This window comes from Massilia yuzhufengensis (assembly GCF_900112225.1).
In the GTDB taxonomy this organism is placed as follows: domain Bacteria; phylum Pseudomonadota; class Gammaproteobacteria; order Burkholderiales; family Burkholderiaceae_D; genus Telluria; species Telluria yuzhufengensis.
In genome coordinates, this window is record NZ_FOLD01000002.1 from 79,687 (window position 1) to 104,538 (window position 24,852).

At 66.9% G+C, this 24,852-nt stretch carries 21 protein-coding genes; 13 read left to right on the forward strand and 8 right to left on the reverse strand.

Annotated elements, in window-relative coordinates:
• Nucleotides 1-68: 68 nt before the first annotated feature.
• Nucleotides 69-911 (reverse strand): M15 family metallopeptidase, encoded by an 843-nt coding sequence (locus BM031_RS02275; protein ID WP_177207629.1) that lies wholly within the window; start codon nucleotides 909-911, stop codon nucleotides 69-71.
• Nucleotides 912-1,003: 92 nt separating this feature from the next.
• Between BM031_RS02275 and BM031_RS02280 the strand changes: the two genes are divergently transcribed.
• From BM031_RS02280 to BM031_RS02290, 3 genes are all read left to right on the forward strand, one after another.
• Nucleotides 1,004-1,762 (forward strand): hypothetical protein, encoded by a 759-nt coding sequence (locus BM031_RS02280; RefSeq protein ID WP_091870569.1) that lies wholly within the window; start codon nucleotides 1,004-1,006, stop codon nucleotides 1,760-1,762.
• A gap of 102 nt (nucleotides 1,763-1,864) precedes the next feature.
• Complete coding sequence (locus tag BM031_RS02285) at nucleotides 1,865-3,535, forward strand: VRR-NUC domain-containing protein (protein WP_091870572.1); 1,671 nt, start codon at nucleotides 1,865-1,867, stop codon at nucleotides 3,533-3,535.
• Entirely contained in the window at nucleotides 3,532-5,796 is a 2,265-nt protein-coding gene (locus tag BM031_RS02290; RefSeq protein ID WP_091870574.1) for an ATP-dependent DNA helicase, read from the forward strand. Before BM031_RS02285 ends, BM031_RS02290 begins: the two co-directional genes overlap by 4 nt.
• Here the strand turns inward: BM031_RS02290 and BM031_RS02295 are convergent.
• The 7 genes from BM031_RS02295 to BM031_RS02315 form a co-directional block, all read right to left on the reverse strand.
• Complete coding sequence (locus tag BM031_RS02295; RefSeq protein ID WP_091870577.1) at nucleotides 5,777-6,514, reverse strand: LytR/AlgR family response regulator transcription factor; 738 nt, start codon at nucleotides 6,512-6,514, stop codon at nucleotides 5,777-5,779. The genes BM031_RS02290 and BM031_RS02295 overlap by 20 nt on opposite strands.
• 4 nt (nucleotides 6,515-6,518) lie before the next feature.
• Nucleotides 6,519-7,595 (reverse strand): sensor histidine kinase, encoded by a 1,077-nt coding sequence (locus BM031_RS02300; protein WP_091870579.1) that lies wholly within the window; start codon nucleotides 7,593-7,595, stop codon nucleotides 6,519-6,521.
• Nucleotides 7,595-8,305 carry a LiaI-LiaF-like domain-containing protein gene (locus BM031_RS02305; protein WP_091870582.1) on the reverse strand — a complete coding sequence of 237 codons (711 nt, stop codon included), beginning with the start codon at nucleotides 8,303-8,305 and terminating at the stop codon, nucleotides 7,595-7,597. Before BM031_RS02305 ends, BM031_RS02300 begins: the two co-directional genes overlap by 1 nt.
• Nucleotides 8,295-8,672 carry a LiaI-LiaF-like domain-containing protein gene (locus tag BM031_RS02310; protein ID WP_091870584.1) on the reverse strand — a complete coding sequence of 126 codons (378 nt, stop codon included), beginning with the start codon at nucleotides 8,670-8,672 and terminating at the stop codon, nucleotides 8,295-8,297. Before BM031_RS02310 ends, BM031_RS02305 begins: the two co-directional genes overlap by 11 nt.
• 203 nt (nucleotides 8,673-8,875) lie before the next feature.
• Nucleotides 8,876-9,049, reverse strand: coding sequence for a hypothetical protein (locus BM031_RS25400; RefSeq protein WP_177207630.1), 174 nt, complete (start codon nucleotides 9,047-9,049; stop codon nucleotides 8,876-8,878).
• Nucleotides 9,050-9,108: 59 nt separating this feature from the next.
• Nucleotides 9,109-9,270 carry a hypothetical protein gene (locus tag BM031_RS25405; protein WP_177207631.1) on the reverse strand — a complete coding sequence of 54 codons (162 nt, stop codon included), beginning with the start codon at nucleotides 9,268-9,270 and terminating at the stop codon, nucleotides 9,109-9,111.
• 290 nt (nucleotides 9,271-9,560) lie between these two features.
• Nucleotides 9,561-12,524: a TonB-dependent receptor gene (locus tag BM031_RS02315; RefSeq protein WP_091870587.1), complete on the reverse strand. Its 2,964-nt coding sequence runs from the start codon at nucleotides 12,522-12,524 to the stop codon at nucleotides 9,561-9,563.
• A gap of 253 nt (nucleotides 12,525-12,777) precedes the next feature.
• On the opposite strand from BM031_RS02315, the gene BM031_RS02320 reads away from it, so the two are divergent.
• The 10 genes from BM031_RS02320 to BM031_RS02365 all read left to right on the forward strand — a co-directional run bounded on the left by BM031_RS02320 (nucleotide 12,778) and on the right by BM031_RS02365 (nucleotide 24,850).
• On the forward strand, nucleotides 12,778-13,758 hold the full coding sequence (locus BM031_RS02320; protein WP_091870589.1) for an N-acetylmuramoyl-L-alanine amidase-like domain-containing protein: 981 nt from the start codon (nucleotides 12,778-12,780) through the stop codon (nucleotides 13,756-13,758).
• A gap of 432 nt (nucleotides 13,759-14,190) precedes the next feature.
• On the forward strand, nucleotides 14,191-16,155 hold the full coding sequence (locus BM031_RS02325; protein WP_229408420.1) for a polysaccharide biosynthesis protein: 1,965 nt from the start codon (nucleotides 14,191-14,193) through the stop codon (nucleotides 16,153-16,155).
• Between the two features lie 52 nt (nucleotides 16,156-16,207).
• Nucleotides 16,208-17,536, forward strand: coding sequence for a nucleotide sugar dehydrogenase (locus BM031_RS02330; protein ID WP_091870592.1), 1,329 nt, complete (start codon nucleotides 16,208-16,210; stop codon nucleotides 17,534-17,536).
• Between the two features lie 40 nt (nucleotides 17,537-17,576).
• Nucleotides 17,577-18,638: a Gfo/Idh/MocA family protein gene (locus BM031_RS02335; protein ID WP_091870594.1), complete on the forward strand. Its 1,062-nt coding sequence runs from the start codon at nucleotides 17,577-17,579 to the stop codon at nucleotides 18,636-18,638.
• A gap of 2 nt (nucleotides 18,639-18,640) precedes the next feature.
• Nucleotides 18,641-19,234, forward strand: a complete 594-nt coding sequence (locus BM031_RS02340; RefSeq protein WP_091870597.1) for an acyltransferase — start codon at nucleotides 18,641-18,643, stop codon at nucleotides 19,232-19,234.
• 75 nt (nucleotides 19,235-19,309) lie between these two features.
• On the forward strand, nucleotides 19,310-20,434 hold the full coding sequence (locus tag BM031_RS02345) for a DegT/DnrJ/EryC1/StrS family aminotransferase (RefSeq protein ID WP_091870600.1): 1,125 nt from the start codon (nucleotides 19,310-19,312) through the stop codon (nucleotides 20,432-20,434).
• Nucleotides 20,435-20,437: 3 nt separating this feature from the next.
• Nucleotides 20,438-21,697, forward strand: a complete 1,260-nt coding sequence (locus BM031_RS02350; RefSeq protein WP_229408422.1) for an oligosaccharide flippase family protein — start codon at nucleotides 20,438-20,440, stop codon at nucleotides 21,695-21,697.
• A gap of 11 nt (nucleotides 21,698-21,708) precedes the next feature.
• Nucleotides 21,709-22,992: a hypothetical protein gene (locus BM031_RS02355; protein ID WP_177207632.1), complete on the forward strand. Its 1,284-nt coding sequence runs from the start codon at nucleotides 21,709-21,711 to the stop codon at nucleotides 22,990-22,992.
• Complete coding sequence (locus tag BM031_RS02360) at nucleotides 22,898-24,070, forward strand: glycosyltransferase (RefSeq protein WP_091871206.1); 1,173 nt, start codon at nucleotides 22,898-22,900, stop codon at nucleotides 24,068-24,070. Before BM031_RS02355 ends, BM031_RS02360 begins: the two co-directional genes overlap by 95 nt.
• Before the next feature lie 93 nt (nucleotides 24,071-24,163).
• Entirely contained in the window at nucleotides 24,164-24,850 is a 687-nt protein-coding gene (locus tag BM031_RS02365; RefSeq protein WP_091870603.1) for a hypothetical protein, read from the forward strand.
• The last annotated feature ends 2 nt before the right edge of the window (nucleotides 24,851-24,852 follow it).

The following is a 24,852-nucleotide window of genomic DNA, read 5'->3' on the forward strand; positions in this document are numbered from 1 at the left end:
GTTCTATTGGAAATGCTCGCATGCCGGCACCGTGCAACGCTTGCGACGCCTCAATAGTTGCCCGGCCGCTAGCGCTGCATGACGCCGCGCATCCGCAGTTCGGTGTGGCCAAAATCCATCATCTTCCAGCGCCCGCCCCAGGTCAGGCCAAGCGATTCCGCCACTTCCCCGTACAGCTGGTAGCCGCGCATGGCCCATGGATCTTTCTCGGAGATGACGAGCTTGCCGTCGCGCAGGAAGGCGCAGTCGGCCGCCAGCCCGTACTGGTGCCAGCTCTGGAAGGCGCGCGCATTGGTGACGTGGCTGCCGGCGCTGGCCAGTTCATCCTGGCGCGCGGGGCTGCGGTAGCCTTCCAGCAGCGCCATGTCGTAGCCGTGCTTTTCCTTCATGATCTTGAAGGCCAGCAGCAGGCGCTGGTTGAAGTCCGGATGCAGCAGGCCCCAGTTGCGGCTGGCGCTCACCAGCAGCGGGCGCACCAGCTCCACCTCGCCGGTGGTGAACACGCTGGGCGGCAGCGCGCTGGGCGGCGCCAGGCGCTCGCCCTGCAGCAGGGCCGCCACCTGGACGTCCGGCATGGCGGTGCCGCCTTCGTACACGGGCAGCATGGCGGGACTGCTCAGGGCCAGCGCCAGCAGCGAGGGGATCAGGACCGCCGGCACGCCGATGGCGCAGGCGATCCGGTGCCGCCGCACGAAGCGCACGATGCTGCCCTGGACGTCGCGCGGGACGCTGCCGCGCACCGCGCCGCTGTAGCGGCTGCCCGCGATCTGCCAGCCGAGCGCGCGCTGCGACAGGCGCTGGCGCAGCGCGCCCAGTCCGCGCGCGACGAAGGCACGGCCGTTCGGGAACAGGGCAAGCCAGATCGCACACGAGGCGAGACAAAAGTACAGAAGGGCGAGAAAAATCAGCACCGGCACCTCCGAGATTGTTTCTAATCAGAATTGGGAGAACCAATCTTAGGAGTAATACCGTGCGGCCTACAGACGAAAATCAACCTGCGTCCATGCGTCCGAACCTGATGTCGCCGCGCCGCACCAGCGGCGAAGACAGCATCCTGGCGATGCTCGAGCGGGATCCGGCGCGCAAGCGCGGCAGCGGCCGGTCCGCCGCACGGCTGGCCTGGTATGGCGGTGGGGCGGCAATGGCGCTGGCGCTGGTGGGCGCGCTGGTCTGGCTGGCGGCGAACAACGACGGCATGCGCCCGAATGCCCAGGAGATGGCGCTGGCCGAAGCCGGCAAGGCGGCCCAGCAGCAGCCGGCGGGCGTGGCCCTGATCCAGGTCGCCATGGCCCCACCCGCGCTCGAGCTCCGGCGAACCAGCGCCGCGGTCATCGTCGACCAGGCGCCTCCTCCGGATGGCGTGCCGCCATTGCGCCTGCTCAAGCCGGCGCCGCCAAAAGCGGCGGCGCCGGCCAGGGTTCCGGCGCCGGATGCGCTCCCGGCCCGTCCCCTCGCGAAAACGGCTGCGCCGCCCCGTCCGGCGCCAGCGCCCGCCCCTGCAGCGAAACAGGCTGCCCGCCCGGCCCCGGCGCCGGCGCGCGTCAAACCGGTGCTGGCGGCAAAAAACACCAATCGACCGGGCCAGGCGAAGGCCCAGCGCGGCACGCCGCCTGTGAAGGCGGCCGACGGCGCGCCCGACGCCGACGTCGCCCTGATCTCGGCTGTGATCCTGCATGCCAACGGCCACGCCCCGGAAGGCTCGCAAATGACCGAGCTGCTGTGCCCGAACAATGCCTGCCAGTCCAAGCCGGCGCAGCAATAGCGTGGCGAAAAGCCACCACCAGCGCCGAAAAACCGGGATAGTGCTGGGTGGTTGATGCCCAAAGGCCTTATACTGTACATAAGCACAGTATGGCCTCACGACATGATCCGGGTTCTGGAAAACGAGTTTTATTATCTGGACAATTTCCAGCGCGTCCTTGATTGGATAGGCGAGCGGTATCGCGACCTGCTCGGAGACGACGAGCTCGCCTTCCTGGCCGCCTTCCCCCAGTTGCCGCACAATGCGCGCGCCCTGTTCGTTCGCATGGTCATGCGCAAGGGAAATTTGTTCCGCGCCAGTAAGCTGGTGTACGCCGAAATCGGCTGCCCGGTCGAAGCATCACACCACCTGCTCGGCACCGGCTGGGTGCAGGCCAACCCGGCCCTCACCCTGGACGAACTGTTCGAGCTGCTGTCCAAGCCCGAGATCGCCGACGCCTTCCGTCCCCATTTGCAGTCGGCGCAGCAGAAGAGCGCGCGCAAGGGCGAGCAGCTGGAAGCCCTGCGTGCGCAATTCGGCGACAGCCGCCCCTTCCTCGACTGGTACGAAGGCTGCGCCGACGTGGCCCTGCGCATCCTGGTCAAGCCGCTGTGCGACCGCCTGCGCCTGATCTTCTTCGGCAACCTGCACCAGGACTGGACCGAATTCGTGCTGTCCGACCTCGGCATGTTCCGCTACGAGCAGGTCGAGATCTCGCAGGCCTCGCGCGGTTTCCGCTCGCGCGGCGACGTCGACCATTACCTGCTGCTGCACGCCTGCAAGGAGCGCTTCGCCGCCGGCGAGCCGCTCGACGAGGTGGCGGCCGACCTGCCCTCGCATGCCTTCGACAACGACTGGCTGGTGAGCCGGCGCGAGAAGCTGCTGTTCCAGATCGGCCAGCAATACGAAAAACTCAAGGACTGGGACAAGGCCCATGGCGTGTATGCGCGCTGCCGCTTCCCCGGCGCGCGCGGGCGCGCGATCCGCGTGCTGGAAAAGCACGAGCGCTTCGGCGAAGCCTTTGCCCTGCTCACCCAGGCCCAGGCCGCGCCGGAAAGCGAAGCCGAACGCCAGCACCTGGCCCGCATCGGCCCACGCCTGGCGCGCCGCCTCGGCCACCCGCGCCTGGCCGCGCGCCGCGCGCCCGGCGTCGAGCGCCTCGACCTGAGCCTGCCGATGCCCCCTGCCGGCTGGTGGGTCGAAGGCGTGGTGCGCGATCACCTGGCGCGCGAGGACGCGCCCGTGTTCTACGTCGAAAACGCGCTGGCCAATTCCCTGTTCGGGCTGCTGTGCTGGCAGGCCATCTTCACGGCCATTCCTGGCGCCTTCTTCCACCCCTTCCACCGCGGCCCAGCCGATTTGTACAGTGCCGACTTCCACCACCGCCGCGAAGCCGAGTTCGCGGCCTGCCTGGACCAGCTCGACGACGGCCGCTACCGCGACACCATCCGCCGCAATTTCGCCGACAAGGCCGGCATCTCCTCACCCTTTGTCTGGTGGGAGACGCTGGGCGCCGACCTGCTGGAACTGGCCCTGGCCTGCATCCCGGCGGCCCACCTGCGCAAGTGGTGCGAACGGATCCTGGTCGACGTCAAGGCCAACCGTACCGGTTTCCCCGACCTGATCCAGTTCTGGCCCGCCGAGCAGCGCTACACGATGATCGAAGTCAAGGGCCCGGGCGACCGCCTGCAGGACAACCAGCTGCGCTGGATCGAGTACTGCGGCGCACACCAGATGCCGGTGACGGTCTGCTACCTGCAGTGGGAGCACGCGGCTGGACAGGAAGCGGCTTGAGTTATACCGTCGCGGTCAGGGCGCTGTGCGAATTCACGGCCAAGCAGGGCGACCTCGACCTGCGCTTCACGCCCTCGCCCACCGCCCAGGAAGGCATCGCCGGCCACGCCGTCGTACAGGCTCGGCGTGGCGGCAACTACCAGGCCGAAGTGTCGCTGTCCGGCGACTGGGGCGAGTTGCACGTGCGCGGGCGCGCCGACGGTTACGACCCCGACCAGAACCTGCTCGAAGAGATCAAGACCCACCGCGGCAAATTCTCCGCGATTCCCGACAACCACCGCCACCTGCACTGGGCGCAGGTGCGCGTGTATGGCCACCTGCTGTGTCAGAAACTGGGGCTGGCGCAGGTCAACCTGGCCCTGGTCTACTACGATATCGGCAGCGGCCATGAAACGGTGCTGCGCGAGACCCAGGATGCGGCGTCGCTGTCCGCGTTCTTCGTGCAGCTGTGCGATCGCTTTTCAAGCTGGGCCGCACAGGAAGCGGCCCACCGCGCCGCCCGCGATGCGGCCCTTGGCGCCTTGCGCTTCCCGCATGCCGATTTCCGCCCCGGCCAGCGCGAGCTCGCCGAAAACATCTACCGTGCCAATACGAGCGGGCGCTGCCTGCTGGCGCAGGCGCCGACCGGCATCGGCAAGACCGTCGGCAGCCTGTTCCCGGTGCTCAAAGCCATGCCATCGGCGCGCCTGGACAAGGTCTTTTTCCTGGCCGCCAAAACGCCGGGCCGGCGTCTGGCGCTGGACGCCGCCGCCACCTTGAGCGCGGGCGGCACGATCCCGCTGCGGGTGCTGGAACTGACGGCGCGCGACAAGGCGTGCGAGCATCCCGACAAGGCCTGCCACGGCGACGCCTGCCCGCTCGCCAAAGGTTTCTACGACCGCCTGCCCGCCGCCCGCTCGGCCGCCGCCCAGCTGTCGAACCTGGACCGCGAAGGCCTGCGCGAGGTCGCACTGGCGCACAACGTCTGCCCCTACTACCTGGGCAGCGAAATGGCGCGCTGGGCCGACCTGGTGGTGGGCGACTACAACTACTACTTCGACGGTGGCGCCATGCTCTACGCGCTGGCCCTGGCCAATGGCTGGCGCACCAGCGTGCTGGTCGACGAAGCCCACAATATGGTCTCGCGCGCGCGCTCGATGTACAGCGCGGAACTCGACCGCGCGAACCTGCGTGTCGCGCGCGCCAATGCGCCCGAGCTGGTGAAGAAAGCGCTGGAGCGCGTCGGCCGCGCCTGGACCGGCGTCGACAAGGACGCCCCCGCGCCCTACCAGGTGCTGGACAAGCCGCCCGAAAAGCTGCTCGACGCGCTGCAGAACGCCACCAGCACCGTCAACGACTTCCTCGCCGACTTCCCCGGCCCGCTCGACCCCGACCTGCAGCGCTTCCACTTCGACGCGCTGGGTTTCCTGCGCCTGGCCGAATCCTTCGGCGAGCATTCGCTGTGCGACCTCGGGCGCCATGGCGTGCGCGACTCGACCATCAGCATCCGCAACGTGGTGCCCGCCCCTTTCCTGGCGCCGCGCTTCGCGCTGGCCGGTTCGGTGACCCTGTTCTCGGCCACGCTCAGTCCCTGGCATTATTTCTGCGACCTGCTGGGCATGCCGGCGGACACCGCCTGGGCCGACGTCGCCTCGCCGTTTACCGCCAGCCAGCTCGAGGTCCATGTCGCCGGCGGCATCTCGACCCGCTACCAGCACCGCGCCGCCTCGCTGGCGCCGATCGCCGACCTGGTGGCGCGCCAGTACGCGGACCGGGAAGGCAACTACCTGGCCTTCTTCAGCAGCTTCGACTACCTGGAACAGGTGCTGGCGCAGCTGCGCGAACGCCACCCGCAGGTGCCGGCCTGGCGCCAGGAACGCCGCATGAGCGAGCTGGAACGCGCCGCCTTCCTCGAGCGTTTCACGCTGAAGGGACGCGGGGTCGGCTTCGCGGTGCTGGGTGGCTCGTTTGGCGAAGGGATCGACCTGCCGGGCACGCGCCTGATCGGGGCCTTCGTGGCCACGCTCGGACTGCCCCAGGTGAACCCGGTGAACGAACAGCTGCGCGAGCGGATGCAGGCGATGTTCGGTGCGGGCTACGACTACACTTACCTGTACCCGGGCATGCAGAAGGTGGTGCAGGCGGCCGGGCGCGTGATCCGCACCGAGGACGACCGCGGCGTGGTGTGGCTGATCGACGACCGCTTCGGCAAGCCGGACGTGCGCGGCCTGCTGCCGGCGTGGTGGGACGTCGACAAGCGCTTTATCGCATCATCTCCCTGACCCGCTGGTAGCCGCTGCGGCTGATCGGCAGCTTGACGCCATCCTTGAGCACCGCGCAGTAGTTGTCCTTGCTGGCCGGCTCGATGCGCGTGATCGCGCCGACGTTCACGATATAGGATCGGTGGATGCGGATGAACACCTGCGGGTCGAGCTGGGCTTCCAGCTCGGACAGGCGCTGGTTCTTCAGGTAGGCTTTTCCACCCGCCGTCACCTGCACGTAATCGTCCTGCGCCTCGATGTAGTCGATGCTCGAGGCCGGCACCACATGCACCCGCGCGCCATCCTTGATCAGCACCCGTTCCAGGTAGCCGCGGCGCTGGGCCGCGTCCTGCACCACGGCTTCGAGCTGCGCCGCCTGGGCCGGCTGCGGCTGGCGGCTGCGCGCATGGTCCAGCGCCTGCGCCAGCCGCTCGCGGCTGAAGGGCTTGAGCAGGTAGTCGATCGCATGCACCTCGAAAGCCTTCAGCGCGAACTGGTCGTAGGCGGTGGCGAAGATGTAGTGCGGCTTGCTGCCCGCCAGCTCGACCACCTCGAAGCCGTCGAGCTTGGGCATCTGGATATCCAGGAATACCACCTCCGGCTCGAGCTCGCCGATGGCCTTGACCGCTTCGAAGCCGTTGGCGCACTCGCCCACGATCTCGACGTCGGGATGGTGGCCGAGGAATTCGCGCAGCAGCGCGCGCGCCAGGTGTTCGTCGTCGACGATCAGCACTCGCATGGAACTAGCCTTTCTCTTCCGTTTCCGCGGGCAGCACGAGGTCTACCCGGAACTTGTTGTCGTCGCGCGCCCAGTGCACGCTGCCTTCCCTGCCATAGGCCGCCGCCAGCCGCTGGCGCACATTCACCAGGCCGATGCCGCTGCCCGCCGTCCGCGTCCCGGCGTCGTCCGGGTCGGTGTCGTTCTCGACCCGGATGCGCAATAGCGACCCGGCCCGTTCGGCCACCACCGTGATGGTACCGCCTTCGAGCAGCTGGCCGATCCCGTGCTTGACCGCGTTCTCGACCAAAGGCTGCAGGATCATCGGCGGCAGCAGGCATCCGCCGGCCCCTTCGCCCAGCCGGTGTTCAAAGGCCAGGCGCGGGCCGAAGCGCACCTGCTCGATCGCCAGGAAGCGCTCGGCCAGCTGCACTTCCTCGGTCAGCAGGACCTTGCGGTGGGCTTCCAGGCCGAGGGTCTGGCGGAAGAACCCGGCCAGCAGCAGGCTCATGTCGCGCGCCCGGCCCGCATCGATCGCGGTCAGCGCGCTGATGGAATTGAGGCTGTTGAACAGGAAGTGTGGGTCGATCTGGGTGCGCAGCATGCGCAGTTCGGCGTCCTGCGCCAGCAGGCGCGATTCCAGCTCGCGCGTCTCGGCGCGCCTGGCCCGTTCGAATTCCAGCGCCAGGTAGTGGGCCACCGCCGTCATCCAGTACAGCAGCACCCCGATCCCCAGCATCACCGCCACGAACGGGCGCGTCACCGCCAGCGCCTGGCCCTCGCCCAGCACCAGCCGGCACAGGGCCGCCCAGGCGCTGCCGGCGGCGCACCACAGCAGCGCCGCGGTCAGGGCGCTGAAGGCGAACACCGGCAGCACCGCGCGCAGGCTGCGCTGGGCCAGTGGATAGGCGCGGCACAGATAGTAGGCGGAAAAGCCGCAGCCGATCGCGTAGCACAGCGTGAGGGGCAGCGCGAACAGCAGGCTGGCGCCGGGGCCGGCGCCGCTGCCCGCATGCACCAGCCCGGCGAGCAGCAGGCCCAGCATCAGCCAGGCCAGCAGGTAGAGCGCGATGCTGCGCCGCGCCCACAAGCCGCCATTCATCAGTTGCGCACTTCCACGCCGCCCATGATCGCGTAGCCGCGCACCACCAGGCGCTTGCTGCTGTCGGGCGGGGCGATGGTCTTCTCTTCGAAGCCGCCCATGATCGGCGTGCCCTGCAGGACGACGGTCCAGTCGGGCGGGCACTTGATGGTGACACCGCCCCAGAAGGCGAATACATTGATCACGGCCTCGCCCTGGATCGAGGAGTTGCGCATGTCGAGGGAGCAGCCGCCCAGCACCGCCGTTACTTCGCCGCCGCGGAAGTTCTGGGTCGTGATGCGGCGCTCGAAGCCGCCCAGGATGGCGGTGCACTCCACCACGTCGCTGCCGCCGGTCATGCCGTCCTTGAGCGAGACCGCGGTGGCCAGGCGCGGCCCGGTGATCGCCTTGTACAGCACGAAGCCGCCGAAGCCGATCAGGAACACCGGCCACATGGTGCGCACGTTGAAGTCGATGATGTCCATCCGGTCCAGCAGCAGCAGCACGCCGATGCCGACGAAGGCGCTGCCCATCAGCTGCCCGCCGCGGGTCTGGGTGTCGCACAGCTTGACCGTGCCGATGACGATGAAGGCCATCGGCCAGAACGAGAAGGCGCGGTGCATGTCGAGGATGCCGAGGTTATCGAGCAGGAACAGCAGTCCCATCAGGATCACCAGGAGGCCCAGCACGACCTGGCTGGTCACGCCCTTGGACGAAAGATCATTTTTCATTGCGGTGCTCCGGGTTGTTGAGGGCAAAGCGGCGTGCGATCAGGGGCTGGGCCACCATTTTCACGCCGGCGGCCAGGATGAACAAGGGCCAGCTGTTACGGAAGGTCAGGCCGAAGATGTGTTCGAAGCAGGCGAACAGCCACAGGCCGATGAAGACGGTCCACAGGCCGTTGCCGAATTCGCGCGGGCTCGGGTAGCCGATGGTCTGGTTGATGCCGACCACCACCAGCAGCAGCGGCCAGTAGTGCCAGAAGCTGCCTGCATCGATGTAGTACAGGCGGTCGAGCAGGACGATGCTGCCGACGACGATCAGGAGCAGGCCCCAGACCACCTGTTTGCGCCAGCTGTACGCGTCTACGTTGTTCATGATGCATGCTCCTCGTGTGTGTGTTGGTATGGTCACACGATAGCAAGGCGCCGGGCGCCGCGAAACCGCCTTTCGGTGAATGGCGGCGCGGCGGCGGTGAATGGCGAAGATTTCGGCGGATGGCGGGAAATGCCGGGCGCCACGACGTAAAAAAGCCCGCCTCAGGGGGCGGGCTTGCTGGCAGCGCAGGTGCGCGGCGCGGCTTAGGCCGTGGCCGACTGGTCCGCCTGCGGGCGGCCCTTGACCTGGTTGCGGTACTTGGCGCGGGCTTCGGCCAGCTTGACCGCTTCGCGCGCGATATTGGTGCGGCGGATCTCCAGGCGTTCCTGTTTGCCGCGGTGCTGTGCTTCGTGTTTGTTGCCGACTTTGTTCGTCATGGATGTCTCCTGGATAAACCGTATGCACGGTAGTGATGCGCCTTCCCTGGCGCGAATGGCTACGAACGGTGGGTGCCGATCTTGAGGTCCGACGGCATCAGCATACCCCAACCGAGCTGGCGCCGGATTTCTTCCGGTGTCGGCGGCGGGGCAGTATCCCGCGCGCGGCGCTCGAGGTATTCGCGAACCAGGTGCTTGGGCGGGTGCTTGACTTCGGACATGGCGACCTCCACTACCGTGTAGGCCCTCGCATCTGCGCTGGCCTGAATTGGTGCCGGTCCTCGAGGCGACCGGCTGAACCTGTTGAGCTGTTGGCGACCCGCTCATTCCTTTGCAGGTCCCTCACTCACACAGCTTCATGATATCGATGACCCGGCAAGGCTACCGTTAGGTGGCGCACATTTTTCTATAGGTCAACTCCTACACGGCCGTTGGCAGCATTGGAAGGCCCGCCGCTGCGCCATGAAAAAAGGGGAGCCGAAGCTCCCCCAATACGACTACACCACCAGGATCAGAAGCGGTACTTCAGGTTCAGATAGTAAATGCGGCCCGAGACGTCCAGTTTCTGCTGCTCTTCTTCGCTGTAGCGATAGTAGGCGCGCTTCACATTGGTCAGGTTGGTCGCGCTGAACGACAGCTGCAGGTTCGGCATCAGGTTGTACGTGGAGTTGAAGGCCAGCGTGGTCACCGGAGCGGCATAGGTCGGTGCGACCGGCATCAGGATGCCGTTGATGGTCGACAGGCCCTGGCTGTTGGCGTTCGGCGCCGGCGCGGTCGAGGTGTTGATGTACTCGCTGCGATAGTTGGCGACCAGGCGGGCCGACAGCTTGTCGTTCTCGAAGTACACGCCCAGGTTGGCCGCGTATTCCGACGCGCCCACCATCGGGCGGCCGTCGTCGACGCGGGTGCGCGACTTGCTCACGTTCGAGGTAAAGCCGAACGGGCTGTTGCCGAAAGGCTGCTCGTACATGATCTCGATGCCGGCGATGCGGGCGCCCTGCTGCGACGCCGAGTTGACCGCGAAGCTCTTGATCTGCGAATCGCGCGGGTCGAGCAGCTGCACCGTGTCCTGGCCGGCGATGCCGGTCTTCGGATAGCCGGTGATGTCCGACGCGAAGATGTTGAAGCCGAACATCGAACGGCGACCCATGTACCACGAATAGGACAGGTCGATGTTCTTGGCGAACAGCGGCTCCAGGTTCGGGTTCGGGCCGGTGACCTGGCAGAAGCCGTCGGTACAGGTCGGCGAACCATAGCCGGCGCCGAGCAGGTTGTAGTTCTGGCGCGAGATGGTCTTGCTGATGCCGACCCGGACGATATGGTCCTTCTCCAGCTCGTAGCGGATGTTCATGCTGGGCAGCAGGTTGTTGAACGTGCTTTCCTTGGCCTGCTTGTAGTACATCACGCCGGCCAGTGGATTGAACGGCACGCCGTCGTAGTACTGCACGCCGTCGCTGGCGGTGGTGATCGCGCCCGGCACGGCGGCGCAGGTGGTGGCCGGCTTGCCCGGTTCGGTGCGCGGGCACAGGCCGACCGGGATCGGCGACGGCACTGCCGCATTGACCTGGGTGCGCACGTAGCGCAGGCCGATGTTGCCCGACCACTTGTTGCCTTCCAGGTTGGCCATGACGAAGGCCGAGCTCTGGCGCTCGCGCATGTCCAGTTCGGTCGAGGTGCGGCGCTCCCAGTCCGCGCTGGTCGGCTTGTAGTTGGCCGCGAAGTAGGCTTTCAGCGCTTCCGGGGTCAGGGTCCAGCTGGTGTTGTCCCAGCCGGCCGGGCCGTCCAGGTCGGCGCCGAAGTCGGACGGGTAAGGGATGAAGTTCGAGCCGGCCACCGGCTCGTTGGCCGACAGCGCGCCGGTGCGCAGCTGCGGGAAGCGGCGCGCGCTCTCGCGGCGGTGGTCGGCATGGCGGGCGCCGAATTCCAGCGATTTCACCATCTCGCGGTCGAGGCGGTACTCGGCGTCGAGCTGCAGGCTGTTTTCCTTGTCGGTGGTCTTCACGCCCGAGGCGGCGCGACCGGTCAGCACGAAGCCGCTGCCGTCGGCGTTGCGGCCCGGGACATTCGGGCCGGTGCCCAGGTACTGCACGAACGGCGCATCGCGCAGGGCGCCCAGCGCGTAGCGCACGCCGGTGCCATAGCGGGTGTAGGTCAGGCCCTGGTCGAGGCCGGTCTGGCCGACGCCCTTGGTAGTCGAGAACAGGCCCTTGAGGCTCAGGTCCTGGTTGACACGGTACTTCACATCCAGGTCGAGGAAGGCGCTGGTGGCCTTGGCGCCTTCGCGGTAGGCGCCCTCGGTTTCGCCGATGTACTGCGGGGTGGTGCCGGCCGGGTAGACGATGTCGGCCGACTTGAGCACCTTCAGGTCGTGGCCGTAGACGGTGCGTTCGGTGACGATCACCGGATTCTTGATCTGCGCGTAGACGCGCTGGCCGTTCGACAGCGTCGGCGTGGTGGCGCCCTGCGCACCGCCCTGGCCGCGCAGCATGCTGAACATGGCGCCGGCATTCAGGCGGCCGAAGTTATCGGCCTTCATCTCGGAATGGAAGCCGGTCATGGTCATGTCGAGGTCGGCGTTCGGCTTGAACTGGGCCGAGAACATGCCGCCCTTGCGGTCACGCACGCTTTCGACGAATTCGGTGCTCATCGAGCCCGGGATGCGCACGCCGTTCAGGTCCGAGGCCTTGTAGCCGGTGCCGGCCAGCGAGGCGTCGGTGATGCCCAGCATGGTCGAGGTATTGATCACGTCCCAGCCGCTGCCGCCCACGTAGGCGAAGCGCGAGGCCGAATCGCGGCGCACGAAGCGCTTCTCGGCGAAGCCCTGCATGATGAAGCCGAAGGTATTCGACTCGTTCTTCCAGTTCATCGAGGCGTTGAGGTCGTGCGCCGCCTTGCCCGGCAGTTCGGAGTACACGCCGCCCAGGTTGACGATGCCGGTCAGGCGCTCTTTTTGCGCCAGCGGCTTGCGGGTGCTGACGTTGATGGTGCCGGCCATGCCGCCGTCGACCAGGTTGGCCGACGAGGTCTTGTACACGACGGCCTGGTTCAGCACCGAGGACGGCATCAGCGACAGGCTGGTCGAGCGGCTGCTGGAGAGCTGGTCGGCGACATACCAGTCGCCGCCCGAAACGGTGTGGCCGTTGAACAGGATCAGGGTGTGGTCCGGGTTCGAGCCGCGCATCGCGACTTTCTCGGCTTCGTCATAGTCGGTGCGCACCGCCACGCCGGCCAGGCGCTGCAGCGAGTCGGCCAGGTTCTTGTCCGGCATCTTGCCGACGTCTTCGGCGGTGATCACCTCGACGTTGGCGGCCGAGTCGCGCTTGACGGCCAGCGACTTCGCCATCGAGGCGCGGATACCGGTGACCTCGACGGTCTGGATCTGGCCGGACGGGACGTCCTGCGCCATGGCCGGCACGGCGGCCAGGCTCCATACCGCCATCGATACGGCTGCGGCAAGCGGCTTTTGTTTGAACATTGTTGTCTCTCCTGGTGTTTTTAGCTTTAATGAACAGCTGTCGGTGTGCAATGGCAGGCGCCATCGCTGCCATTCTCGGAGTATTGATGATGTGCACCCTTGCTGAATAATCACTTGTTTTCGCGCCTATATAACTTTGAGGAATGTACATATGCAAGGCTTGCAAAAGTTATGGTTGCTGAACATATTTTCATTACCCTCGACCACGCGCGCGCCGGTACCTTGGCCCTACCCTCAACCGACCCTGTCGACCATGCCGATCGCCCTGCCTCCAGCACTCCGTCCCGCCTGCCTGCTGCTCGCCGCGGCCGCCCTCGCCGGCTGCGCCAGCGCCCCGTCCACGCCAGCGGCCAGCGCGCCCGCCGCGCCCGCTGAACTGCCGCTGGCGGCGGTGCTGGCCAAGCAGATCTTCCAGATGACGCCGCAGGAAGCCGGGCGCTACATCGCCCACGTCCACACGGCCGAACCGGACCTGCGCAAGCGCATCGCCGCGATCGGCCGCAAGAACCTCGGCCAGCCCTATTCGCTGCACCTGCTGGGCGAATTTCCGTATGAATTGCACGACAACCTGCCCCTGTACAGCCTGAAGGAAAGCGACTGCGTCGTCTTCGCCGAACACACCTACGCCATGGCGCTGTCGCAGTCCTGGGAAGAATTCTTCTGGATGCTGCAGCGGATCCGCTACCGCGACGGCGTGATCGGCGTGGCCACCCGCAACCACTACACCGAGATGGACTGGAACGTGGCCAACCGCTGGCTGGTGACCGACGTGAGCGCCGAACTGGCGGGCGCGGGCGGCCCGTCCTACCCGATGACGGTGGACCGCGCGCGCTTCCTGCGCACCCGCCACAACACCGTGGCCGAGTTCCCGATCGAGAGCAGCCGCCAGGCCTATGTCGCCAAAGAGCAGGTGGCGGCGGTCGCCGCCCAGCTGCAGGAAGGCGACTTCGTCAACGTCATCTCGACCCGCAACGGCGAATACTGGGCCTCGCACGTGGGCCTGGTGGTGCTGGGGCCGAATGGCGAGCGCCACTTCCTGCACTCGCAGGAGCCGAAGGTGCGCGAGGAGACGTTCGCGTCCTTTATGGCGCGCGCCGCCGAGCGCGAGGCGCGCAACGCCGCCGCCGGCAAGCCGGGCCAGGTGCTGGCCGGCTTCAAGTTCCTGCGCCTGAACGAGCAGGTGACGGTGCCGCCGATGGCGCCGCAGCCGCGCCCGGGCCGCCCGGGCGCCTGACACCCTGCACGCCGGCGGCCCCGCCGGCGCCGCCGCCCTTCCCTTCGCTTACGCCCCAGGCCGCCTTGATGGCGGCCTGTTGTATTCCCGCCTCATCCTTCCCGTTTTTCGCCGCTACAGGCCGCAGCCCGCGCGCTTGTCCTGCCGTCATTCGCATTTGCTCATCAATTAAATAATCAGCGGAAATTAAATTGCCGGGTTATTTCCCGGTTTCATTGCTTATATTTATTTTTTGGCATTTTCGATTTAATTCACTTGCCGCCGTTGAGTCAGGTCAAGCGCCGCGTGGTGTGGACGAAAGATAATAAATTTACAAAACAACCCTTCCCTCCATCCCGGGAAATGCCGGATTAATCCAATTCATCCAATGCCGCGCCTGACATCGCCTTCAAGGCTTCTTATTTGTTATTACTAACCAAGCACCGGGTTGCCATGTCCAATTTCAGCTCCGATCGTTTCAGCCTGCTGTGCGCACGCATGGTGTCGATGAGCCGTTCCAGCAAGATCGCCCTGATGGTGGGCGCCGACCTGCTGGCATTGCCGGTCTGCTTCCTGATCGCGATGATATTGCGCGGTGGCGACCTGAAGCTGGCAATGGATTTCGGTCCCGCTTCTTATGCGCTGGTGGCGGTGGTCACCATTGCCGCATTCTCGGTCTCCGATTTATACCGCGCGGTCATCCGCTTTATCGACCAGCGCTTATTGAGTTTTACCGGCGCCGCATTGGCATTTGCCATATTGTGCGTGTATATCGTATTAATCATCATGAATGAGCCGCGCTTCCCGCGCAGCGCGCTCGCCATTTACTGGTTCGTGGTTTTCTCTTATGTCGTCATTTCGCGCATCGGCCTGCGCAACCTGCTGCGCGCCCATGGCGGGCGGCGCGCCGGCAGCTCCGACGCGGTCGCCGTCTACGGCGCCGGCGAGGCCGGCGCCAGGCTGGTGCAGGCCATGCGCCACAGCGACGACTACCGCCCGGTCTGCTTCTTCGACGACAAGCGCGCCCTGAACGAACGCACCATCGCCGGCCTGCGCGTGTTCAACACCGGCCGCCTGGCCGAACAGGTGGCCGCCCAGGGCATCCGCACCATCGTCATCGCCCTGACCACCGTGTCGCCTGAGCGCCTGCGCGACATCATGCAGCGCCTGGGGCAGGCCGGGGTGCCGGTGAAAATCCTCAGCCGCCTGGTCGACCTGGCCGACGACCGCCCGCCGGCCCAGGGCACCATCCGCGAGCTCAAGTTCGAAGACCTGCTGGGCCGCCCGCCGGTGCCGCCGCGGCTCGACCTGTTTGCCCGCTGCGTGCGCGGCAAGAGCGTGCTCGTCACCGGCGCCGGCGGCTCCATCGGCAGCGAACTGTGCCGCCAGATCGTCACCCTCACCCCGAAAGCGCTGCACCTGCTCGACCACTCCGAATACGCGCTCTATACGGTGCGCCAGGAGCTCACCGCGCGCTTCCCGGGCCTGGCCATCCACGCCCACCTGGGCTCGGTGTGCAACGACGACCTGATCGAACGGGTGCTGCGCGACGGCAAGGTCGACACCATCTACCACGCCGCCGCCTACAAGCACGTGCCGCTGGTCGAGGCCAATATCGTCGAAGGCCTGCGCAACAACGTGCTCGGGGCCCAGGTGGTGGCCAGCGCCGCCGCCCGCCAGCAGGTGGAAACCTGCGTGCTCATCTCGAGCGACAAGGCGGTGCGCCCGACCAACATCATGGGCGCCAGCAAGCGCATCGCCGAACTGATCTTCCAGGCGGCGGCGGTGCGGCACGGCGCCCACACCACCTTCTGCATGGTCCGCTTCGGCAACGTGCTGGGCTCCTCCGGTTCCGTCATCCCGCTGTTCCAGCGCCAGATCGCGCGCGGCGGCCCCATGACCATCACCCACCCGGAAGTGTCGCGCTACTTCATGCTCATCGCCGAGGCCGCCCAGCTCGTCATCCAGGCCGGCGCCATGGCCAAGGGCGGCGACGTGTTCGTGCTCGACATGGGCGAGCCGGTCAAGATCGTCGACCTGGCGCGCACCATGATCGCCATGTCCGGCCTCACCGAGCGCACGCCGCAGAACCCGCGCGGCGACATCGAGGTGCAGTTCGTCGGCCTGTTCCCGGGCGAGAAACTGCACGAGGAGCTGCTCACCGAGGGCACCGTGTTCCCCAGCGAGCACCCGCGCATCATGCGCATGAAGGAAAGCGCGCTGCGCCCCAGCGTGCTGGAAACCTGCATCACCTGCCTGATGATGGCCTGCGAGACCCACGAGCGCGGCACCATCGAATCGATGGTCAAGGCCATCGTGGCCGAATACGTGCCGACCACGCCCGACGTGGCGCCGCCGCTGGTGGCCGATACCCAGCGCCCCAGCCTGATCAAGAAATTCGTGCCCTTCCGTATCTAGGCTTGAGGCACCACTGCCGCTATTTCACTGCCACTGACTGACGAGGAAACACATGCGCGACGAGAAAACCTCCCCCCACCTGGAGCAGCTGCTGGCGAAGCTGCAGGACCGCAGCGCCGTCATCGGCATCGTGGGACTCGGCTACGTCGGCCTGCCGCTGACCCTCTGCTACGCGGCGCAAGGCTTCAAGGTGCTCGGCATCGACATCGATACCGACAAGGTCGAGCGCCTGAACCGCGGGGAGAGCTATATCAGGCACATCGACGCCCGGGCGGTCGGGGCCGCGCGCGAACACGGCTTCGAGGCCACCGCCGACTTCACCCGCGCCGGCGAGCCCGACGCCCTGATCATCTGCGTGCCCACCCCGCTCAACGCCTACCGCGAGCCCGACCTGTCCTATGTGCTGGGTACCGTCTCCGCCCTGCTGCCCTATGTGCGCGAAGGCCAGGTGGTGTCGCTGGAGAGCACCACCTACCCCGGCACCACCGAGGAAGAACTGCGCCCGCGGCTCGAGTCGCGCGGCTTCACCGTGGGGCGCGACCTGTTCCTGGTGTTCTCGCCAGAGCGCGAAGACCCCGGCAATGCGCAGTTCCAGACCCGCACCATTCCCAAGGTCTGCGGTGGCTCCACCGGCGCCTGCCTCGAGGCCGGCGTGGCCCTGTACCGCGCCGCGGTCGACCACGTGGTGCCGGTCAGCTCCACCCGGGCCGCCGAACTGACCAAGCTGCTGGAAAACATCCACCGCGCCGTCAACATCGGCCTGGTCAACGAAATGAAGATCATCGCCGACCGCATGGACATCGACATCCATGAAGTCATCCGCGCCGCCGCCACCAAGCCCTTCGGCTTCACGCCCTACTACCCGGGCCCCGGGCTGGGCGGCCACTGCATCCCGATCGATCCCTTCTACCTTACCTGGAAGGCGCGCGAATACGGCGTGCACACCCGCTTCATCGAGCTGGCGGGCGAGATCAACAGCGACATGCCGCAGTGGGTGATCGGCAAGGTGGCCGACGCCCTCAACGAGCGCGGCCGCTCGATCATGGGCAGCCGCGTGCTGGTGCTCGGCATCGCCTACAAGAAAGATGTCGAAGACATGCGCGAATCGCCCTCGGTGGCCCTGATGGAGATCCTGCGCCGCAAGGGCGCCACGGTCGATTATTCCGACCCGCACGTGCCGACCTTCCCGCGCATGCGCGAACACCGCTTCGACCTGTCCAGCGTGCCCCTGACGCCCAACGTCATCGCCTCGTACGACGTGGTGCTGGTGGCCACCGCGCACAGCGCCTTCGACTACGAACTGCTGCGCCAGTACGCCAACCTGATCGTCGACACCCGGGGCGTGTACACCGAGCGCCTGCCGAATGTCATCAAGGCCTGAACCAGCGCCGCCACCGCCCGACCCACGCCCGGAGAACACGATGCGTTCCTATCCCCCCGCCATCCTCGACCGCAAGATCCGCTTCGCCCTGGTCGGCTGCGGCCGTATTGCGAAAAACCACATGAACGCCATCCGCGAGCACCACGCGCGCTGCGAACTGGCAGGGGTGTGCGACGTCGACCCGCGCGCACTCGAGGAAGCGGCCGGCGCCACCGGCGCCCGCCCCTACCGCAGCCTCGAGCAGATGCTGCGCGAGTGCGAGGCCGACGCCTTCGTGCTGGCCACGCCCTCGGGCCTGCACCCGCAGCAGTCGATCCAGATCGCGCGCGCCGGCCGCCACGTCGTCACCGAGAAACCCATGGCCACGCGCTGGGAAGACGGCAAGGCGATGGTCGCGGCGGCCGACGCCGCCGGTGTGCACCTGTTCGTCGTCAAGCAGAACCGCCGCAACGCCACCCTGCAACTGCTCAAGAGCGCAGTGGAAAAGAAGCGCTTCGGCCGCATCTACATGGTCAACCTGAATGTCTTCTGGACCCGCCCGGACGAGTACTACAACAGCGCCAGGTGGCGCGGCACCTGGGAATTCGACGGCGGCGCCTTCATGAACCAGGCCAGCCACTACGTCGACCTGATCGACTGGATCATCGGCCCGGTGGAAAGCCTGCAGGCCTACACCGCCACGCTGGCGCGCGACATCGAGGTGGAAGACACCGGCGTGATCAGCCTGCGCTGGCGCAACGGCGCGCTCGGCTCGATGAACGTCACGATGCTGACTTACCCGCGCAACCTCGAAGGCTCGATCACCATCCTCGGCGAGCACGGCACGGTGCGGATCGGCGGCGTCGCCGTCAACGAGGTGCAGCAATGGGAATTCGCCCACCCCGACCCGGACGACGACCTGGTGAAGGGGGCCAGCTACCAGACCACCTCGGTCTACGGCTTCGGCCACCCGCTCTACTACGACAACGTCATCAAGGTGCTGCGCGGCGAGGCCGAGCCCGAAACCGACGGGCGCGAAGGCCTGAAGTCGCTCGAAGTGCTGGTGGCCGCCTACCGCTCGGCGCGCGACGGCAAGCGCGTCGCCCTGCCACTGGAGTACTGATCATGGCCATCGTCATCCATTCCAGCGCCATCGTCGACCACGGCGCCGCCCTCGGCGACGGTACCCGGGTGTGGCACTTCGCCCACGTCTGCGCCGGCGCCCGCATCGGCGCCGATTGCTCGCTGGGCCAGAACGTCTATGTTGGCAACGGCGTCGTGATCGGCGACGGCGCCAAGGTGCAAAACAATGTCTCCATCTACGACGCCGTCACGCTCGAAGACGACGTGTTCTGCGGCCCCAGCATGGTGTTCACCAATGTCTACAACCCGCGCGCCGCGATCAGGCGCAAGGACGAATACCGCCGCACCCTGGTGCGGCGCGGCGCCACCATCGGCGCCAACGCCACCATCGTGTGCGGCGTAACCATCGGCGAATACGCCTTTGTCGCCGCCGGCGCGGTGGTGAACCGCGACGTGCCGGCCTTTGCGCTGGTGGCCGGCGTACCGGCGCGCCAACTCGGCTGGACCAGCCGCTTCGGCGAACGCCTGCCGCTGCCCCTGGCCGGCGACGACGAGGCGCGCTGCCCCCACACCGGCGACCTGTACGTGCTGCGCGACGGCGCCTGCCGGCTCGAACGCGCCGCCGCTTCCCTGTAGCTGCTTCCCTGCAGCCACTTCACTGTCGCCACTCCGCCGCAAGCACTTCACTGCAAACGCCACGAGGACTGTTCCATGGATTTCATCGATCTCAAGTCGCAATACCTGGCCTCCCGCGAGCTGATCAACGGGCGCATCCAGGCCGTGCTCGACCACGGCCAGTACATCATGGGCCCCGAAGTCGCCGAACTCGAGGACCGCCTGGCCGCCTACACCGGCGCGCGCCATTGCATCACGGTGTCCTCCGGCACCGAAGCGCTGGTGATCGCCCTGATGGCGCTGGGCGTCAAGCCGGGCGACGAAGTGATCACCACGCCCTTTTCCTTCATCGCCACCGCCGAAGCCATCGTGCTGCTGGGGGCCACCCCCGTGTTCGCCGACGTCGAGGCCGGCACGGGCAACCTCGACCACCGATTGCTGGAAGCGCGCATCACCCCGCGCACCCGCGCCATCATCCCGGTATCGCTGTACGGGCAGCCGGCCGACATGGACGAGATCAACGCCGTGGCCGAAGGCCATGGCCTGGCCGTCATCGAAGACGCGGCGCAAAGCTTCGGCGCCACCTACCGGGGCCGCAAGAGTTGCAACCTGTCGACCATCGGCTGCACCAGCTTCTTCCCCAGCAAGCCGCTCGGCTGCTACGGCGACGGCGGCGCGCTGTTCACCAGCGACGACAGCCTGGCCACGGCGATGCGCGAGATCCGCGTGCACGGCCAGTCGCGCCGCTACGTGCACACCCGCATCGGGGTCGGCGGGCGCATGGACACCCTGCAGTGCGCGGTGGTGCTGGCCAAGCTGGACCGCTTCGACTGGGAGATCGAGCAGCGCCAGCGCGCCGCCGCCTCCTACCACGACCTGCTCGGCGGCCAGCTGGCCTCGCTCGGCTGCCGCGCCGACCGCAGCAGCGCCTGGGCCCAGTACACGGTGCTGGCGCCGCAGCGCGCGCGCCTGCAGGAACTGCTCCAGGCGGCCGGCATCCCCACCGCCGTCCACTATCCCGTTCCCATCGACCAGCAGCCGGCCTACGCCCACTGGGCCAGCCCCGGCGGCTGCCCGGTGGCGGCCAGCCTCGCACATGAAGTGCTGAGCCTGCCCATGGGCCCCTACCTCGACCGCCCCAGCGCGCATCGGGTGGCCCAGGCACTGGCGGGGGCGCTCGCCATGCTGGGCCTCCAGGAAGCCGGCGGCAAGGCGGCCTAGGGCATGAGGCAGCGCATCCAACAGCTGGGGCCGTTCTGGCGCAACGTGGCCACGGTGCTGGGCGGCGCCGCCGGCGCGCAGGCGCTGCCGCTGCTGGCGGCGCCCCTGCTGACCCGGATGTGCAGCCCCGGCGAACTCGGGGCCTATAGCGTGTGGCTGGGCCTGGTCGCCATTTCGGCCATCGGCGCCACGCTGCGCATGGAAGCGGCCATGATCCTCGACCATGAGCCAGAGCGGCAGCGCGCCTGCTTCCGGGTCGTGTTCTACACCACCAGCGTGGCCGCCCTGGCGCTCACCGTGCTGGCCGCGGGGGCGCGCCTGGCCGGGTTCGAGCTGGCCGCCAAGCTGCCCTGGACCGCCCTGCTCACCATCGGCATCGCGACCTGGCTCACTGGCTGCATGCAGACCACCCTCGCCTTCGCCACCTCGCACAATGCCTTCGGCAAGGCGGCGCGCGCCAAGGTGGCCACGGCGGCCATCATCGTCGCTTCCCAGCTGGCCCTGCTGTACGCCGGGCTGGGCGGGATCGGCCTGGTGCTCGGCCACCTGGCCGGCACGGCGGCCGGCTTCGCCACCGCACGCATGCTGCTGCACCCGCCCGCCGCGCCGATCGGCTGGCGCCTCGACACCGAGCAGCGCGGCCACCTGCTGCGGCACCAGAAGTTCTGGCGCTATTCGCTGCCTTCGAACCTGCTCAACGGCGCCGTCAGCCAGCTGCCGCTGTTCCTGATCGGCATGCGCCACGGCGCCCTGGCCGCCGGCCTGTACGCCCTGACCCAGCGCGTGCTGTCGGCCCCGATCTCGCTGCTCGCCGCCTCCGTGCTGGAAGTGTTCAAGCGCGAATCGGTACGCGAATTCCAGGAACACGGCAATTGCGAACGCACCTACCGCCACACCTTCAAGGCCCTTGCGGCCCTCGGCGCCGGCCCGGCGCTGGTCCTGCTGCTGTTCGCGCCCGACCTGTTCGCCCTGGTGTTCGGCGAGCGCTGGCGCGCCTCCGGCCACCTGGCCCAGCTGATGGCGCCGCTGTTCCTGCTGAACTTCGTGGCCAGCCCGCTCAGCTACGTGTTCTTCGTCGCCGGGCGCCAGAAGGCCGACCTGCTGTGGCAGGTGAGCCTGTTCGCCCTGACCGTCGGCGCCTTCCTCGCGCCCGGCAGCATCGAGCAGAACGTGCTGTGGTATGCGATCGGGTATTCCTTCCTATACCTGGTCTACCTGCACATGTCCTGGCAGTGTTCGCGCAACGTGCTGGCGGCCGCATGAGCCCGGCCAGCATGAAACGCTCCAGGCGCGGCCCACGCGAGCGCGGCTGGGAGCGGCGCGACCAGCTGCTGCTGGTGGCCTGCTTCTTCATGCTGTTCCCCGGTTTTTTCTTCTATCACACCCTGCTCGGCACCGGCACCACCGGCGCCTTCCTGGGCGGCTACTTCGCGCCGGTCGCGGTGGCCTTCGCCTTCCCCCTGTGCCTGGTCTACCTGGCGCGCATGCGGCGCGACCCGCGCCGCCTCACCATGGTCGACCTGTGCTACGGCCTGTTCTTCGCCTATTTCCTGACGGTCGTCGTGGTCAATGGCGCGGCCGGCGCCAACCGCACCATCGTAACCAACCACATCCTCGGCGTGCTGTTCATGGTGCTGGTCTATATCATGTTCAGCTTCATCGACTTCGAGGGGCGGCGCTTCCGCAGCGTCGGCCTGCTCAGCCTGGCCGCGATGTCGGCGATCGCGTTTTCGAATTCGGTCGACGGCGTGTTCTACCTGGGCGCGCTCGGCATCGCCAAGGATGCCGACGCGCTTGCCACCTACCAGGGCTTTTCGCGCTCCTACCTGTTCACCTACCTGGCGGTGGTGTGCTTTACGCGCAGCCTGCCGCTGCGCCTGGTGCTGCACGCGCTGGGCGCGGCCACCCTGTTCGTCAACACGGCGCGCAGCGAATTCGCGGCCCTGATGTTCGCGATTCCCCTCATCGAATTCTATTTTTCCCGCCACAAGCTCTACTTCCTGCTGGCCGCCGCCCTGCTGGCGACCTTCGTCACCCTGTACTTCGACCAGATCCTGGCCGCGCTGCCGTCCAACCGCATCCTGGAACTGCTCGACCTGTCGCACTCGACCTCGGCCAACAAGCGCCACCAGCTCACCGTGCATGCCTGGCAGACCGTGGCCGCCCACCCGCTGTTCGGCGACTATGCCAGCTACAAGCCGGGCTACTACTCGCACAACGTGCTGTCGGCCTGGGTCGACCTTGGCCTGTTCGGCATGGTCTACCTGGCGGCGCTGGCGCTGGTGCCGATCACGCCCATGTTCTTCCACGAATACTTCGCCGCCCGCGCCCGCGGCCTGTTCCTGTGCGCCTTCGCCTTTGCCTGCGTCACCGTGCTGCTGCTGCTGACGTCCCACTATTTCACCGACATGCTGCTCAGCGCCACCCTTGGCGCCTGCGCGCGCTACTCGTTCGAGAGGAAACATGCCCCGCATCGTGCACCTGACCTCGGCACATCCGCGCTTCGATACGCGGATCTTCGTGAAGCAATGCCGCAGCCTGGCCAGCCACGGCCATGAGGTCGCGCTGGTCGTCGCCGATGGCCTCGGCGACGCCTGCTGCGACGGCGTGCGTGTCGTCGACGTCGGCCGCCCGTCCGGCCGGCGCGAGCGCATGCTGCGCACCACCCACCGCGTTGGCCAGGCGGCGCTGGCGCTTGGCGCCGACGTCTACCAGCTGCACGACCCCGAGCTCATCCCCCTCGGGCTGCGCCTGCACTACGCCGGGAAAAAGGTCGTGTTCGATGCGCACGAGGACGTGCCCACCCAGCTGCTCGACAAGCCCTACCTGTCGCCGCGCAGTGCCCGCCTGCTGTCGCGCGCCTTTTTGCAGTTCGAAAGCTTCGCCCTGCGGCGCTTCGACGGGGTGCTGGCGGCCACGCCCTTCATCCGCGACCGCCTGGCCGCACTGCACCCGCTGACGGTGGACGTGAACAACTACCCCCGCACCGAGGAATTCACCGGGCTGCCCGCCGGCGCGGCGGCGCGCGACTGCTTCTGCTATGTCGGCAGCATCTCGGCGATCCGCGGCGTACGGGAACTGGTCGACGCCTGCGCACTGCTGCGCTCGCCCGCGCGGCTGGCGCTGGCCGGCAGCTTTGCCGAACCGGCGCTCGAAGCCGCGGTGGCCTGCTCTCCCGGATGGCCGCGCGTCGACCAGCTCGGACATCTCGACCGCGCCGGGGTTGCCGGCCTGATGGGGCGGGCATTTGCCGGGCTGGTCACGCTGCTGCCGACCGCAAGCTACCGCGAAGCGCTGCCCGTCAAGATGTTCGAATACATGGCCGCCGGAATACCCGTGATCGCTTCGGACTTTCCCCTGTGGCGCGACATCGTCGAAAACAGCGCATGCGGACTGTGCGTCGACCCGCGCGACCCGGCCGCGATCGCCGCCGCCATCGATCACCTGGCGGCCCACCCGCGCCTGGCCGCGCAGATGGGCGCCAACGGCCGGCGCGCGGTCATGGAGCGCTACAACTGGGAAAACGAAGCCGACAAGCTCATTGCGTTTTATGCCGACATCCTCGCGCCCCGTCCCTTGTTTGAAAAACGATTCCGGAAAGCACGGATTAATCCGGCCCTCAATTCAAACAATTGATTGAATTGCGAGGCCGGCATTTAAGCCAGTTCAAACGCCGCCTGCAGCATCGGCTTTATCGTCTGCTTATCAAAGAAATATGCGAGTAGCCCCATGTTCTTGCAACACTACAATATGTTTCTAGAGGTAATGAAGTTACCTCGCGCTGAGCTCCATTTTGCAGAATGGATCGATCCAGCGGATATTAAGGCGACGTACCGCAATTACACCAAGCCGCATCCCCGCTACAAGATCATCGGCCACAAGACCATCGGCGCGGCGCTGGTCGACTTGTCGGCCTATCCTGATCGCAACGCCTATCTGGACGCGATCAAGGGCAAGAACCAGGGCGCCTATCACGCCAAACGGGCGCGCAGCCGGGGTTATGTGGTGTGCGAGATTAACCGCAACGATTATGTCGACGATATCCACGCCATCAATACCAGCCTCGATACCCGGCAAGGCCGCCCGATGGACCAGAAATATACCGAAAAGACCCATCAATTCGACCAGCAAAACCACTTCCGTTATTGGGGTGTACTAAACCCGGAAGGAAAACTGGTGGCCTATGCCAGCTTGGGCATTTACGGCAATTTCGCCTCGTTCTCACAAATGATGGGAATCCGGAATAACGACGGCATCATGCACCTGCTGCTGAGCGAAGCCATTTGCCAATTGATCGACGCGGGCGAAGTCCGCTACGTCATGTACGACACCTTCTTCGGCGCGCAGCCCGGGCTGCGCAATTTCAAGACCATCCTGGGCTTTCGCCCCTACCGCGCCAGCTATTCGCTGCAATGACC